The organism is Paractinoplanes aksuensis, assembly GCF_024137025.1.
GTDB classification, from domain to species: Bacteria; Actinomycetota; Actinomycetes; order Mycobacteriales; family Micromonosporaceae; genus Actinoplanes; species Actinoplanes aksuensis.
In genome coordinates, this window is sequence record NZ_JAMYJR010000009.1 from 66,440 (window position 1) to 80,064 (window position 13,625).

Genomic DNA, 13,625 nt, shown 5'->3' on the forward strand with positions numbered 1-13,625 from the left:
CCGCACGGTCTGCTTATGGGCATGACGACAATGGCAGAGCGGCCGCGGGCGACGGCCGGGAGCGACTTCGCGGAACTGGGCCGGCGGATCAACGCGGCCGGGCTGCTGCGCCGGCGGCCGGCGTACTACGTGGCCCGGTTGAGCCTGGTCGGCGGGGCGCTGGGGCTGGGCTGGGCCGCGTTCTTCGCGATCGGCGCCTCGTGGTGGACGCTGGCCGTGGCCGCCTTCCTGGCCGTGGTGTTCGCGCAGACCGCGCTGGTCGCCCACGACCTCGCCCACCGGCAGGTGTTCCGCACCAACAAGCCGAGCTCGCGGGCCGGGCTGATCGCGGGCAACCTGGCCATCGGCATGTCCTACGGCTACTGGATGGACAAGCACACCAAGCACCACGCCAACCCCAACCACGACGACCTCGACCCGGACGTCGGGCCGGGCGTGCTGGTGTGGTCGCGCGAGGCAGCGGCCGGCAAGGGTTTCCTGACGCGTTATCAGGCGTACTTCTTCTTTCCGCTGCTGACGCTGCTGGGCCTCAGCCTCAAGCGGGACAGCGTGAAGTGGATCATGCAGAGAGGCAAGGTCGGCGAGGCGCTGCTGATCGGAGCCCACCTCGCCGGGTACGCCGCCGCGCTGCTGCTGGTGCTGACGCCGCTGCAGGCGCTCGCGTTCCTCGTCGTCCACCAAGCGATCTTCGGGGTTTATCTGGGGATGACGTTCGCGCCCAATCACAAGGGCATGCCGCACCCCACCGGCGACGAGGACTTCCTGCGCAAGCAGGTGCTGACCTCGCGCAACGTGCGGGGCGGGCGGTTCGTCGACGCGGCCCTGGGCGGGCTCAACTACCAGATCGAGCACCACCTGTTCCCGGCCATGCCGACGCCCAACCTGCGCAAGGCGCAACCGATCGTGCAGCAGTACTGCGCGGAGATCGGCGTCTCGTACGAGATGACCAGCCTGACCGATTCGTACCGTCAGGCCCTGAGCCACCTGCACGACGTGGGCGCCGACCTCCGCCGGACCGCCTAACGCGGCAGGTTGCGCAGGTTCGTGCGGGCCAGGTGCAGCATCTGCCCGACGCCGCCGGAGAGCACCGACTTCCCGGCGGCGATCGCGAACCCGGCCGCCTCCTCCTTGCTGATGTGCGGCGGGATCTCGAGCGCGTCGGGATCGGTGACCACGTCGAGCAGGGCCGGGCCGTCGTGGTCGAGCACCGAGCGCAGAGCGCCGCGGACCTCGTCGGGCTTCTCCACCCGTACGGCGAAAAGCCCGGCCGCCCGGGCGATGGCCGCGAAATCGACGTGTTCGTGGTCGGTCTCGTACGGCGGATCGCCCGCCACCAGCATCTCGAGGCGCACCATGCCGAGGCTGGAGTTGTTGAAGACCACCACCTTGACCGGCAGGTTGTGCAGCCGCGCGGTCAGCAGCTCGCCGAGCAGCATGGCCAGGCCGCCGTCGCCCGACATCGAGACCACCTGACGGCTCGGGTCGAGTTTCTGGGCGCCGAGCGCGTGCGGCAGGGCGTTGGCCATCGTGCCGTGGACGAACGAGCCGAGCAGCCGGCGACGGCCGTTGGGCGTGATGTAGCGGGCGGCCCAGCTCGTGCACATGCCGGTGTCGGCGGTGAAGACGGTGTCGTCCGCGGCCTCCTCGTCGAGGATCGAGGCGACGTATTCCGGATGGATCGGCACGAGGTGCTCGACATCCTTGGTGTACGCGTCGACGACCCGGTCCAGCTCGTGCACGTGCTTCTCGAGCATGCGGTTGAGGAACTTGTGATCCTTGCGTTCCAGCTTCGGCATCAGCTTCGTGATCGTGGCGCCGACATCACCGGCCACGCCCAGCTCGAGCGCCGTGCGGCGGCCCAGACGGGACGGGTCGATGTCGATCTGGATCGTGTTCTTCTGGGGCAGGAACTGCCGGTACGGGAAGTCGGTGCCGAGCAGCAGGAGCAGGTCGGCCTCGTGCGTCGCCTCGTAACAGGCGCCGTAGCCGAGCAAGCCCGACATGCCCACGTCGTACGGGTTGTCGTACTGCAGCACGTCCTTGCCCCGCAGCGTGTGCCCGACCGGCGCGCCCAGCCACTCGGCCAGCTGCAGCACCTGCTCACGGGCATCCGTACAGCCGATCCCGCCGAAGATGGCCACGGTCCCGGCCGCGTTGATCCGCTCGGCCAGGTCTTCGATGACGTAGTCGGACGGTGCGCCCAGCACCGGCCCGGCCACCGCGTGCCCGGCCCCCGTCTCCTCGGTGGCCTCGGCCGCCAGCACGTCCCCCGGCATGATCAGCACGGCCGCGCCGCGCTTGCCGACCGCCTGCTGAATGCCCATCCGGGCCATCCGCGGCATCTGCCCGGCCGACGAGACCATCTCGGTCCAGTGGCTGGCCTGCCCGAACAGCTGCTTGGGGTCGGTCTCCTGGAAGAAGCCGGAGCCGATCTCGGTCGAGACGATGTGCGAGGCGATGGCCAGCACCGGCGCGGCCGACCGGTGCGCGTCGAAGACGCCCTGGATCAGGTGCGTGTTGCCCGGCCCGCAACTGCCCGCGCAGACCGCCAGCTTGCCGGTGAGCTGGGCCTCCGCGGCGGCCGCGAACGCCGCCGCCTCCTCGTTGTGCACGTGGACCCACTCGATGGCGTCGTTGCGCCGGATCGCGTCGGACAACGCGTTGAGGCTGTCCCCGACCAGGCCGTAGATCCGCTCCACCCCGGCCTGGACCAGCACCTCGACGAACTGGTCAGCGACTGTCTTTTTCTTCCCGAACACCCCGGCCTCCCGCCATCGTGCGAATGTGCTGGGGATACCCGGGCAGTCGAGCACGCGAACGGAGTAGCGGATGGATCTGCGTCTCACAAATAAGGTGGCCGTGGTCACAGGCGGTAACGCCGGGATCGGCTATGCGATCGCGCGCGGGCTGGCGGCCGAGGGCGTCTCGCTGGCGCTGGTGGCCCGCGACGCCGATCGGCTGCGCGAGGTCGCCTCGGAGATCTCCGGCGTCCGGGTGCTGACCATCGCCGCCGACCTGACCGAGCCGGCCGCGGCGGCGCGGGTCGCGGCGGCCGTACAGGATGAGTTCGGCGGGGCCGACATCCTCATCAACAACGCGGGCACCGGCAGCGAGGAGAAGATCCTGACCGCGCCCGACGAGAAGTGGCAGTTCTACTGGGACCTGCACGTGATGGCGGCCGTACGGCTGGCCCGCGAGATCGCGCCGCAGATGAAGACCCGCGGCGGGGGCGTGATCCTGCACAACGCGTCGATCTGCGCCACCCAGCCGCTGGGCTACGAGCCGATCTACAACACCACCAAGGCCGCGCTCGTCATGTTCTCGAAGTGTCTGGCCAACGAGTTGATCGGGGACAACATCCGGGTCAACGCGGTGAACCCGGGCCTGGTCATGACCGGGGACTGGATCAAGACCGCGAAGGCGCTGACGGCCGGCACCGAGCAGACCTGGGAGCAGTACCTGGCCAAGATCGCCGAGGACAACGCGCCGATCGGACGGTTCGCCACTCCTGAGGAGGTGGCGGACTTCTTCGTCTTCCTCTGCTCGGAGCGGGCCGCCTATTCGGTCGGCTCGACCTATTACGTCGACGGCGGCTGGCTCAAAGTGACGACCTGAGCCACGGGATCAGGACGGGGAGAACGGTGGCGGCCTGCATGGCGACCATGTGGTCGGCCTTCGGGAAAGTTCTCACTTCCCAACCGTCTTGTTCCAGGGCGTCCCGGTTCTCGATCAGCGGCTCGGCCAGGGCGACGTAGGCGTTGTCCCAGGCCGGGCCGTACTGGATGTTGTCCTCGGCGCCGGCGAAGGCGAGCCGGGGGATGTCGAGGTGGACGGCCCGCTCGTCGAAATCCTGGAGCGATTCGTAGAGCGTGACGAACTGCCGGGTCTGGTCGGGCGTCTGGGTGAAGGCCACCGAGTCCCAGTCGCCGGCCACGGGTCCACCGGCGGGCGGGGGCGGTGGGTCGAGCGCCATGGCGTGGGCCGAGCGGGTGACGGCGAGCATGGCCTCGTACGGCCCGCCGAGCGGCGGGAAGCCGCCCATGGCCAGAGCAGTCAGGCATTTCGTACGGATGGCGAGTTGCAGCCCGGCCAGCGCGAGCCAGGAGTAGCCGTAGTAGGCGAACCGGTCGGCGCCGGCCAGCGCTTGCAGGTCGGCCGCGACCGCGTCGGCGGTCAGGGTGAGCGGAGCCGGGTGCTGGTTGAGGTGGCCCTCGTAGTCGGCCGTGGTCACCCGGAAGCCGGCCTCGGCCAGACCGGTGGCGAGGACGTGGCCGTTGTTGGGGTCGGCACCCCAGGCCCGCATCGCCTCGGCCGGCTCGCCCTCGAGGATCGCCGTGCTGACGGGGAGGAAGATGGCGGGACCGGCGCCTTGGACCTGGACGTCGATGGTGGATCCGTCGTGCAGTCTCACAGTCGGCATGCGAAACACTATACACTGTCAGGAGTTATGGACGACCACCTGAAGAGGCTCTGGCGGCACCGCGGGGCGACCCTGCCCACGCCCCGCCGCGGCCCGAAGCAGCAACTCGACCTCGACGAGATCCTCGCCGTGGCGATCAGCCTCGCCGACGCGTCGGGGCTCGAGGCGGTGTCGACGCGGGCCGTGGCCGCGCACTTCGGCAAGACGGCGATGGCGCTGTATCCGTACGTGGGAACCAAGGAGAATTTGCTCGCGCTGATGCAGGACGAGGCGTCCCGATTGACGCCGCTTCCCGCGTCGCACGATCACCTGGCGGGCGCACTGACGGGATGGGCGACCGCGCTGTACGAGGTGTATCTCGCGCATCCGTGGCTGACCGAGCGGTCGTGGGCGCAGGCCACCCAGGGCCCGAACGAACAGGACTGGATGGAGGCGCTACTGGCGATCCTCAAGCAGTTCGAGGTGCCGCCCGGCTCGCGGACGCCGGCCGTGACCATGCTGTACGCGACGGTCCGCGCGACCGCACAGACGGCGGCCGCCTACACCCGCTTGACCGATGCCGACCTCGAGGCGTGGCAGTCCGGCGCGGCGGCGGTCCCGAACTCCTATCCGCTCTCGGCCGATCTGCCCCCGATCACGCCGGACTGGCGCGACGCCCCCCGCGCCGGGCTGGTGGCCGCGGTCGATCTGCTGGCGGTCGGCCTGGGGCACGCCCGCCCCTAGCAGCCGATACGTCCCTGCTCGCGGCGTTCAGAGACCGTCGGTGTTCAGGTCGAGCAGGTCGTGCAGCGCCTTCCCGCCCTCCGGGGTGAGGCGTACCGCCCGGCCGGAACCGATGCGCGTGATCCACCGCCGCGTCAGGTACGTGTCGCACAGCCGGGCCCCGGCCACGCCGGCCAGGTGCGGCCGCCGCTCGGTCCAGTCGAGGCACCCCCGGGCCAGCGGCCGCCGCCCCGCCCCCGGCTCCGCCCCGATCGTCGAGATCAAGAACGTTTTTCCGTACGTGGTGAGAGCGAAGCCGCCGGCCAGGTCCAGCATCCCGGCCGCCGCCATCGCATCCGTGAGGGCAACGCCGAGCCGCCCCGCCAGATGGTCGTAACAGGTGCGCCCCCGCCGCAACGCCGCACTGGCCGCGGCCGCCCGCAGCCCGGCCACGGGAACCGGCCGGGATTCGAGTCGCCCGGCCAGGTCCTCGATCAGCTGCGCGGCCGACTCGTCGGCCAGTTGCACGTACCGGTGCCGCCCCTGCCGTCGCTCGACCAGCAACCCACCGCTGACCAGCCGGTGCAGGTGCTCGGTGGCGGTGGAGGGCGCGACCCCCGCGTGCCGCGCCAACTCGCCCGCCGTCCAGGCCCGCCCGTCGAGCAGAGCGAGGCACATCCCGGCCCGCGTCTCGTCGGCGAGCAGCCCGGCGAGCGCAGCGAGATCCCGGGCCGTGGTCATGCTCCCCAGTGTGCGCCGGAAACACTTCGGCGCCGGCCGAACCGAACGTCACCCGGTGGGAGCCAGGGCGGGCCGGGCGGCGGCGCCGCTGATCAGCCGGATCGCCCTGACGCTGATCGGGATCAACGTCAGGTGGCAGAGGGCCAGCGCGACTGTGCTCGCACGGTCGAGGTCGGCCGGCACCGTCATGACGAAAATCGTGACCACGGCCAGTACGGGAGCCACAACCACGGCCACCCGGGCCACCCACGGGCCGAGACGGCTGAGCATTGCGACCACGAGCAGTCCGATCAGCAGCGGCACGGCGCTGAAGCCGGCCACGGTGACGGCGTCGACCTCGTTGGTGACGCCGCCATTCGTGAAGCGGAAGCTGCCACCGGCGGCGCGTCCGGCCGCGTGGACGATCAGGTTGACGATGATCGCCGCCGCGGCGGCCAGGGCGATGATCGCCGGACGGTTACGCACCGGGCTTCTCGCGCCGCAGGAAGGCCTCGAGGCGGGCGAAGGCGCCCTGCCAGACCTCGCCGACGAAGAAGTCGCGGACCTCGGGGACCGGGAAGCCGCTCTGCACGACGGTCATCAGCGTGCCGTCGCCCTTCTCCTCGAAGGTGATCTCGATGCGGGTGGTCATTTCCATGCCGTCCGGGCTGGAGCCGGTCGACTCGGTGACCAGGCGGTGGGGGCGGTCGATCTCGAGGAAGGTCTGGGTCTCGCGGAACAGCGTGTCGCGGTTGGGCCCCCAGACCGCGGTCTGCTGCCCGCCGACGCGCAGGTCGACTTCGATCTCGACGATGCCCGGTTCCTCGTCGAGGATGCTGAACCAGATCTTCTGCTTCTCGGCATCCGTGTACGCGTCGAACACCTCGTCCGGCGGGGCCGGCAGTTCCCGGGTGATACGCATGTCGAGCGTCATGTCTCTTGCTCCTTCTGGCTTCGGTCGGTGGCGCCGCGATCTTGGGCCGGGCCTTGTTCGGCCGCGCCGGCGCGCAGGGTGAAATAGGCGTCGAGGCCGTCGAGACGACGGGCCCAGAGCCGCTGGTAGAAGCTGATCCACGCCATGGCCTGGTCGAGCGGGGCCGGCGCCAAACGGCACTGCCGGCTGCGGCCGACCTTCTCGGTGACGACGAGACCCGCGCCCTCGAGCACTTGGACGTGTTTTTTCATGCCGGTCAGGGTCATGCCGGACGGTTCGGCGAGCTCGCCGATCGTGGCCGGGCCCTCCCCGAGCCGCACCAGGATGCCGCGCCGCGTCGCATCGGAGAGCGAGGCGAACACCCGATCCAATTCCTCTTGCTGAACCACGTGGTTCACTGTACGAAACTGAACCGGAAAGTTCAATATCGGTGCCCCCGGGGAGAGTCGAACTCCCGTCCTGAAGGATTCGTAATCGGGCGCGCTGTCCAGCTGCGCCACGGGGGCGTCGTGTCGTCGGGTGGTCTCGAACCACCGGCCTCCGCCTTATGAGGGCGGCGCTCTGCCACTGAGCTACGACGACGTGCTTCGATCGGCGTTCTTTCGTTTCGTTCCGGAAGCGGAACGTCCGCAACCGGTCCTAGGGTTCTCGGATGCTGACAAGGACAAAGGACATGTGGTGGGGCATGGCTGTCGAAGCGCCGGACCCGGCCGCGCTGGCCCGGTTCTATACCGGCCTGGTCGGCTGGCCCGTGGTGCACGAGGAACCGGGCACCACCGTCCTCGCCACCGGGCCGGACGGCACGAACTTCGTCGTGTTCCAGCAGGCGACCGACTACGTGCGGCCGGTCTGGCCGCCGGTCGACGGTAGCCAGCGACCGATGATGCACCTCGACTTCCAGGTCGGGGATCTGGATTCGGCCGTGGCCGAGGCTCGGGAGCTGGGCGCCGAGGTGGCCGCCGATCAACCCCAGGAACACGTGCGGGTCCTGCTCGACCCGGCCGGTCACCCTTTCTGTCTCGTCCGCGATGACGGTTGAGGAGCCGACCGGAGCGGCGGCCGTACGTTGTCGGGGTAGCGCAAATATGCCCTGACAGCTAGCCCGGCAGTGTCATGACTGCCGCAGCCGGCCCGCACTGCGCCGCCGCTCCCGGTCGTGGAAAGCACACGGGCGGCAGGATTCGAACCCGCACCTAACGGTTTTGGAGGCCGTCGCTCTTCCGTTGAGCTACGCCCGTAAGTTGATGGCCGCACCCGTCCGAACGGGGCGCATGCCGGCTCGCCCGACCCGCCGCGGGACGGCGCCGCGACGCTCGTTGCGGGAGGGCACCTCGACGCTCGTTGCGGGACGACACCCCGACACTCGTCGTGGGACGCCTCGGCCGAGGCTGACCCGGCGCGTGCCCGAGGTTATCGGCGGCCGGATCGTCGCATTCGCCGGCGCATTTCCGCGGCACTCACCCAGAGGTCGGCGCGGTCGGCGTTACGCCATCGCATCTTCGATCTCCTTTCGGGCGGGGCTCCTGCGGACACCCAGAACACTAGGGGCCGCCGCATCTAGCGGGCAATCCGTTTACGGGTGGGTTGACTTGAAGCGAGGTTGAGGGTGAAGACTCTCCGCTGTGGAGATCGGGGTCATCCTGCCGTCGGTAGCGGTGCAGGAACGCGAACAACTCGACCTGCCGGCGGCGGCCCGTCATGCCGAGGAGCTGGGCCTCGACAGTGTCTGGCACGGGGATCATCTGGCCACCGGCATGCCGTCGCTCGACTGTGCGGTGGCGCTCGCCGCGGCCGCGGCCGGCACCAGCCGCATCCGGATCGGGGCCAGCGTCTTCATCCCGGCGATCCGGCCGCTGGCCTGGGCGGCCAAACAGATCGCCAGCCTGCAACACGTGTCGAAGGGCCGGCTGATCCTGGGCATCGGCTCCGGCGGCGGCGAGACGCAATGGGCTGCAGCGGGTGTGCCGTACGCCGAACGACGCCGACGCACCGAACACGCGCTCGAGTTGTTGCCCAGCCTGCTCGACGGACAAGAGGTCACGCTGCCCGACGAGCCCAGTGAGCCGGTTGTGCGGCTGCTCCCGGCGGTGGCCCGGCCGCCGTTCTGGATCGGCAACGCGGCGCTGCGCCGGGCCGCCCGCTACGGCGACGCCTGGTTCCCGTCGTTGATCGCCCCGAGCATCGTCGCCCAGGGAGCCGAGCGGCTGGCCGAATGGGCGGCCGGTCATGGCCGGCCCACCCCGTCCATCACGGTGGGTGCGAGTGGTGCGCTGGGATCGGGGCCCGGATTACCGACCGCCCACGAGTTGGCCGTCAACATCGCCGGGACGTACGGCGGGTCGGTCGAGAGCGCGCTCGGACTGCCCGTCACGGGTTCGGCGGCCGCGGTGGCCGAGCGTTTCGCTGCGTACGGGAAGGCCGGCGCCACCCACATGGTGATCGGCCTGGCCGGCCCGGGCTGGCGCGAACAATGCGAAGTGCTGGCCGAGAGCCGCGTTCTGCTCGCCCAAGGCTGAGCCCGCCAGTGCGAACGTTTGCTCGCGCCGGCCGCCCGCGGGCCGGCAAGGGTCGCTCACGAGAGCCGTGAACCGGCCCGGCCGCGCGGGCCGGGCCGGGAAGGCGGTTATGTGGGTGTCACCGACCAGCCGTCGGCGTATTCGATGTAGACGAGGCGGATCTCCTCGTGCCAGGCGTGAGGCACGGGTTCGGTTCGCAGGACCACCGGGCGGTCGACGAGCACACACCGGTGCTCGCCGGGCCACCACCAGCCGGCCGAGCGTGTGAGCGCCGACCATTCGGTGAACTCGCGTTCGCGTCGCAGGTGGGGTTGCACCGTGCGCCGGATGGCGTCGACATGGCCGACCCAGGAGGCGTCCTGCTGGCCGTACCAACCGACCGGCACCGCACCGACCGCGTGACCCAGCGCCGCCCGTACCGGAAGGTAGATCCCGGCCAGACTGCGGAACAGCGCATTGCGTACGCCCTGGGTCAGCATCTCGTGGAACGGCAACCCGGAGTCGAGAGCCTGGCCGGGCGGCAGGACGGGCCACGCCTCGCCTTTGCGGCGTTTCAGGGGCTTACGCTCCGGGGGCGGCTCGGTGAGATCCTCGGCCAGGGCCGAGCGCAGGTGCGAGAGCCCGGCCGCGATGTCGCCGGCCAGTGGACATCGGCCCGGTGGCCGTCGATCGCCCAGCCACGCGCGCAGGTCGTCGTGGGTGGGCAGGCCGTCGAGGTACGGGATGGCCGCGCGGGGCGACGGCACCCGGACGAACTGCGGCCGGGGACGGCCGTGCCGGGCGTACAGGGAAGTGATTGTTTCTTCCGAGATGCTGTGGTCGGCAGGCTTGGTGGAGAGCCCCACCTCGAGCCACTCGCGGCGGGTTTCCACCGCTCGATCCCACAGTTCCGGACGAAGCGCGGCCGGTCGCCGCGCGGGCGCGATCAAAGCGCGAGGGCGCACGCGCCCTTCCGAGAGAAGATCATCATGGGTTCAGCTTCTCTCGGAAGGGCGCGAACTGTCCAGCGTTTCTTTCGGTGCCCCGAGATCGTCGAGGGCCTTGGCCGATCCGCGGTGCAGCGGCACGGGTTCGGTCTTGCGGGCCTGGTCGAGCGAGATCTCCTTGGCCGCGGCGTTGGCCTGTTCGAGCTGCGGCTTGCGGTCGAACAGGGTCTTGGTCAGCACGCAGGCGACGTCGGCGTCCAGGTCGTCCTTCACCAGCAGCACGTTGGGCACGACGATCGTCTTGGTGTCGGCGGCCAGCTTGTAGGTCGCGGCCGGGATGCTGCCCTCCTCGTACACCTCGTTGATCTTCTGCATCTCGGGCAGCAGCGGGGTGATGTCGAGGAACTCGACCTGGGCCCCCGAGGTGGTGAGCAGGTCGGTGATGCCCGGCGTGGGCAGGCCGCCCGACCAGAAGAGGGCGTCGATCGAGCCCTCTTTCATGCCGTCCACGGTCTTGGTGAGGTCGAGCTTCTGGGCGCTGATGTCCTGGGCCGGGTCGAGTCCGGCCGCGGTCAGCAGGCGGTTGGCGATGACCTCGGTGCCGGACTTGGGGGAACCGGTCGAGACGCGCTTGCCCTTCATGCCGGCGACGTCTTTGATGCCGGCCGCCTTGCGCACGATCACCTGCGTGTAGTTGGTGTGGATGCGGGCCAGGGCGGCGATCGGCTGCTTGCTGTCGAAGCTGCCGCTGCCGTTGATCGCGTCGGCTGCCGTGTCGGCCAGCGAGAACGCGACGCCGTAGCTGCCCGCCACGAGTTGCTGGATGTTCTGCACCGACGCGCCGGTCTCGGAGGCGGTCGCCTTGACGTTGCCGCCGGCGGCGCCGATCTGTTCGGCGTACGCGTTGCCGAGCGCGAAGTACACACCGGTCGCGTTGCCGGTGGCGATGCCGACCCGCGTCTCGTTGGCGACGGTGCAGGTCACCTCCCCACCGGCGTCCGTGGAGGCGGCGTCCTGCCGTCCGCCGCAGGCGGCCCCGGTGAGGACGAGAGCGAGCCCGGCAACCATGGCCATGCGCTTCATATCAACCCCGATCTTCGGTGTGCGTGGTGTCGCGGTCGCCGTTGCTCCGAAGTGGAGCACCGGGCGGAACCGGTGATGACGAGACGGTCCGTTCCGTCTCGTCTCGCGCCTCGGACGGGGCCACTGCGGAACGATCCGTTTCGTCTCGCGCCTCGGACGGGGCCACCGCGGAACGATCCGTCTCGTCTCGCGCCTCGCGCGGCGTCGGCGGTGTGGCAGTTGGCTCGTCGGCGGGCGGCTGGTCGGTCGTGGCCGGCAGAGGCGACCGGTCGGCGGTGGTCGGCGCGGGTGCTGGGTCGTCGGGTGGGGGACGGCGGCGGCAGTCGACGGCGGCCCAGCCGACGGCGACGGTGAGCAGGGCGATGCCGATCCCGATGGTCAGCGGCTCGAGGTAGAGCAGCAGCAGGCCCGCGATCGCGGCCAGCACCCGGCTCGGGGTGCCGGCCCGGCCCACGCCCAGCACCCAGCCGCCGGTCGCCACGGCCAGGGCGGCCACCCCGACTATCGCCGCCGCGGTGGCCCAGACGATGTCGAGGAACGGGCCGCGGGCCAGCAGATACGAGCCGGCCGGGGTCAGCACGAACGCGATCGGGGCCAGGAACGCCGGCAACGCGTACTTGAGCGCCTGCCACATGGTCGGGATCGTGCGCCCGCCCGTGATCGCGCTCGCCCCGACCGCGGCCAGGGCCGTCGGTGGCGTGACCTCGGAGAGCACCGAGTAGTAGAAGACGAACATGGCCGCGGCCGGCGCCGGGACGCCGAGGGCCAGCAGGGCCGGCCCGATGATGACCCAGCCGATGATGAAGCTGGCCGTGACCGGCACCGCCAGCCCGAGGATGGCCAGCGCCACCGCGGCCAGGATCACGGTCAGGGCCAGCACCGCGGTCGGGTTCGAGGTCACGGCCTGGGCCCCGCGCACCAGCAGTGACGCCAGCTGGGCGCCGAGCCCGGTCTTGGTCGTGGTGGCCGTGATGATGCTGGCCGCGGCGCAGACCGCGACGACCGGCAGCACGCTGCGCACCCCGGCGCTGAGCGCGCCGAACAACCGCGGCGGGGTGAGCCACGAGCGCCGGTCGAGGAACGAGAGCGCGAAGGCCAGCAGCGTGGCGTAGACGACGGCCCGGGTCGCGCTCTGACCCAGCGCGAGCAGCACGACGATCAGCACCAGCGACGAGAAGTGGTAGCCGAACCGGCCCAGCAGTCGCAGCGTGCTCACCGGCGGCGGGTCGAGCCCACGGACCCGGAAGCGGCGGACGTCGATCTCGACCGCGAGCAGGATGCCCAGGTAGTACAGGACAGTCGGGATCATGGCCCAGCCCAGGACGGTCAGGTACGACACGTCGAGGTATTCGGCGACGATGAACGCGGCCGCGCCCAGGGTGGGTGGCGAGAGGATGGCGCCGACGCCGGCCGCGGCCAGCATGCCGCCCGCTTGTTCGGCCGGGTAGCCGGCCCGCCGCAGCATGGGCCACGTGACCGCGCCGACGCTGACCGCGGTGGCCGTGCCCGACCCCGACACGGTGCCGAGCAGGAAGCCGGCCGCGACCGCCGTCCGTCCGGCCGCGCTGCGTGATTTGCGGAAGGCAGCCACCGACAGGTCGACGAAGAAGCGGCTGGCGCCGGAGAGGTCGAGCACGGCGCCATAGATCGTGAACAGCACGATGTACGTGGCCGCGACGTCCAGCGGCGTGCCGTAGAACCCGCTGCCCGAGTTGTAGAGCGCGTCGACGATCTGCGAGAAGTCGAGCCCGGCGTGGGCGATCGGCCAGCTCTGCGGAAGAAGCCCGCCGTAGTACCCGTACGCCAGGAAAGCGAGACAGACGATCGGGAGCGCCAGCCCGGTGGTGCGGCGGCAGGCCTCGACGACCAGCGCCAGCAGCACCGCGCCGAAGGCGATGTCGGCCGGTTCGAGCAGGCCCTGCCGGTTGAGGAAGCCGTCGTAGCCGCCGCCGAGCGGGCTGACCGGGTAGAGGCAGACGACCAGGGTCGCGGTGGCGAGGATCCAGTCGAGGACCGTCGGGCGATCCTTGTTGCCGCCGAGCCGGGCCCGGTAGGCCAGGAAGACCAGCGGGAGCGTGCCGGCCAGGAAGATGATCAGGTAGAACTGGCTGCCCCGGGCGAGCGGGCGGAACACCTGCCACAGCACCAGCAGGGCGACCGCGAAGGCGACGACGGCGACGGCCATGCCGATGCGGCCCTTGAGCTCGCGGGCGGGCAGTTCCTCGTCGTCGACCTGGAGGGCTTCCACCGTGGCGGGGCGACCAAGAGATCGATCATCACCCATGGAACGGACAGTACCGTGCTGTGTCGCGCTTCGTAACCGC

14 protein-coding genes and 3 tRNA genes are annotated in these 13,625 nt (G+C 70.5%); 5 read left to right on the forward strand and 12 right to left on the reverse strand.

The features are described from left to right. Window positions 1-21 precede the first annotated feature (21 nt). Window positions 22-1,023, forward strand: coding sequence for a fatty acid desaturase family protein (locus M1L60_RS09270; protein ID WP_253236915.1), 1,002 nt, complete (start codon window positions 22-24; stop codon window positions 1,021-1,023). Here M1L60_RS09270 and M1L60_RS09275 read toward each other — a convergent pair. Continuing rightward, window positions 1,020-2,759, reverse strand: coding sequence for a pyruvate dehydrogenase (locus tag M1L60_RS09275; protein WP_253236916.1), 1,740 nt, complete (start codon window positions 2,757-2,759; stop codon window positions 1,020-1,022). The two genes, M1L60_RS09270 and M1L60_RS09275, sit on opposite strands and share 4 nt — an antisense overlap. A gap of 70 nt (window positions 2,760-2,829) precedes the next feature. Here M1L60_RS09275 and M1L60_RS09280 point away from each other — a divergent pair, with 70 nt between their 5' ends. Next, window positions 2,830-3,615, forward strand: a complete 786-nt coding sequence (locus tag M1L60_RS09280) for an SDR family NAD(P)-dependent oxidoreductase (protein WP_253236917.1) — start codon at window positions 2,830-2,832, stop codon at window positions 3,613-3,615. Here the strand turns inward: M1L60_RS09280 and M1L60_RS09285 are convergent. Next, window positions 3,599-4,420, reverse strand: coding sequence for an alpha/beta fold hydrolase (locus M1L60_RS09285; protein ID WP_253236918.1), 822 nt, complete (start codon window positions 4,418-4,420; stop codon window positions 3,599-3,601). The two genes, M1L60_RS09280 and M1L60_RS09285, sit on opposite strands and share 17 nt — an antisense overlap. A gap of 27 nt (window positions 4,421-4,447) precedes the next feature. On the opposite strand from M1L60_RS09285, the gene M1L60_RS09290 reads away from it, so the two are divergent. Next, window positions 4,448-5,143: a TetR/AcrR family transcriptional regulator gene (locus tag M1L60_RS09290; RefSeq protein WP_253236919.1), complete on the forward strand. Its 696-nt coding sequence runs from the start codon at window positions 4,448-4,450 to the stop codon at window positions 5,141-5,143. Between the two features lie 27 nt (window positions 5,144-5,170). Here the strand turns inward: M1L60_RS09290 and M1L60_RS09295 are convergent, their stop codons facing one another. The 6 genes from M1L60_RS09295 to M1L60_RS09320 form a co-directional block, all read right to left on the reverse strand. Then, window positions 5,171-5,872, reverse strand: coding sequence for an ArsR/SmtB family transcription factor (locus M1L60_RS09295; protein WP_438862092.1), 702 nt, complete (start codon window positions 5,870-5,872; stop codon window positions 5,171-5,173). Window positions 5,873-5,911: 39 nt separating this feature from the next. Beyond that, the gene (locus tag M1L60_RS09300) at window positions 5,912-6,328 is read right to left on the reverse strand and encodes a DUF6069 family protein (protein ID WP_253236921.1); all 417 of its coding nucleotides are present in this window, start codon (window positions 6,326-6,328) and stop codon (window positions 5,912-5,914) included. After that, window positions 6,321-6,776 (reverse strand): SRPBCC family protein, encoded by a 456-nt coding sequence (locus M1L60_RS09305; RefSeq protein ID WP_253236922.1) that lies wholly within the window; start codon window positions 6,774-6,776, stop codon window positions 6,321-6,323. Before M1L60_RS09305 ends, M1L60_RS09300 begins: the two co-directional genes overlap by 8 nt. Continuing rightward, window positions 6,773-7,165: an ArsR/SmtB family transcription factor gene (locus tag M1L60_RS09310; RefSeq protein WP_253236923.1), complete on the reverse strand. Its 393-nt coding sequence runs from the start codon at window positions 7,163-7,165 to the stop codon at window positions 6,773-6,775. Before M1L60_RS09310 ends, M1L60_RS09305 begins: the two co-directional genes overlap by 4 nt. A 42-nt stretch (window positions 7,166-7,207) precedes the next feature. After that, a tRNA-Arg gene (locus M1L60_RS09315) sits at window positions 7,208-7,282 on the reverse strand. A gap of 4 nt (window positions 7,283-7,286) precedes the next feature. Beyond that, window positions 7,287-7,358 (reverse strand) — tRNA-Met (locus M1L60_RS09320). Between the two features lie 70 nt (window positions 7,359-7,428). Between M1L60_RS09320 and M1L60_RS09325 the strand changes: the two genes are divergently transcribed. Beyond that, window positions 7,429-7,815 (forward strand): VOC family protein, encoded by a 387-nt coding sequence (locus tag M1L60_RS09325; RefSeq protein ID WP_253236924.1) that lies wholly within the window; start codon window positions 7,429-7,431, stop codon window positions 7,813-7,815. Between the two features lie 127 nt (window positions 7,816-7,942). Here M1L60_RS09325 and M1L60_RS09330 read toward each other — a convergent pair. Then, window positions 7,943-8,014 (reverse strand) — tRNA-Trp (locus tag M1L60_RS09330). Window positions 8,015-8,398: 384 nt separating this feature from the next. On the opposite strand from M1L60_RS09330, the gene M1L60_RS09335 reads away from it, so the two are divergent. Continuing rightward, the gene (locus M1L60_RS09335) at window positions 8,399-9,292 is read left to right on the forward strand and encodes an LLM class flavin-dependent oxidoreductase (RefSeq protein ID WP_253236925.1); all 894 of its coding nucleotides are present in this window, start codon (window positions 8,399-8,401) and stop codon (window positions 9,290-9,292) included. A 107-nt stretch (window positions 9,293-9,399) separates the two neighbouring features. Here the strand turns inward: M1L60_RS09335 and M1L60_RS09340 are convergent, their stop codons facing one another. The 3 genes from M1L60_RS09340 to M1L60_RS09350 all read right to left on the reverse strand — a co-directional run bounded on the left by M1L60_RS09340 (window position 9,400) and on the right by M1L60_RS09350 (window position 13,585). Continuing rightward, a complete protein-coding gene (locus M1L60_RS09340; RefSeq protein WP_253236926.1) occupies window positions 9,400-10,164 on the reverse strand; it encodes a DUF6745 domain-containing protein in 765 nt (254 codons plus the stop codon). A gap of 102 nt (window positions 10,165-10,266) precedes the next feature. Next, window positions 10,267-11,292 (reverse strand): TAXI family TRAP transporter solute-binding subunit, encoded by a 1,026-nt coding sequence (locus M1L60_RS09345; protein ID WP_253236927.1) that lies wholly within the window; start codon window positions 11,290-11,292, stop codon window positions 10,267-10,269. A 10-nt stretch (window positions 11,293-11,302) separates the two neighbouring features. Continuing rightward, on the reverse strand, window positions 11,303-13,585 hold the full coding sequence (locus tag M1L60_RS09350) for a TRAP transporter fused permease subunit (protein WP_253236928.1): 2,283 nt from the start codon (window positions 13,583-13,585) through the stop codon (window positions 11,303-11,305). Between the last annotated feature and the right edge of the window lie 40 nt (window positions 13,586-13,625).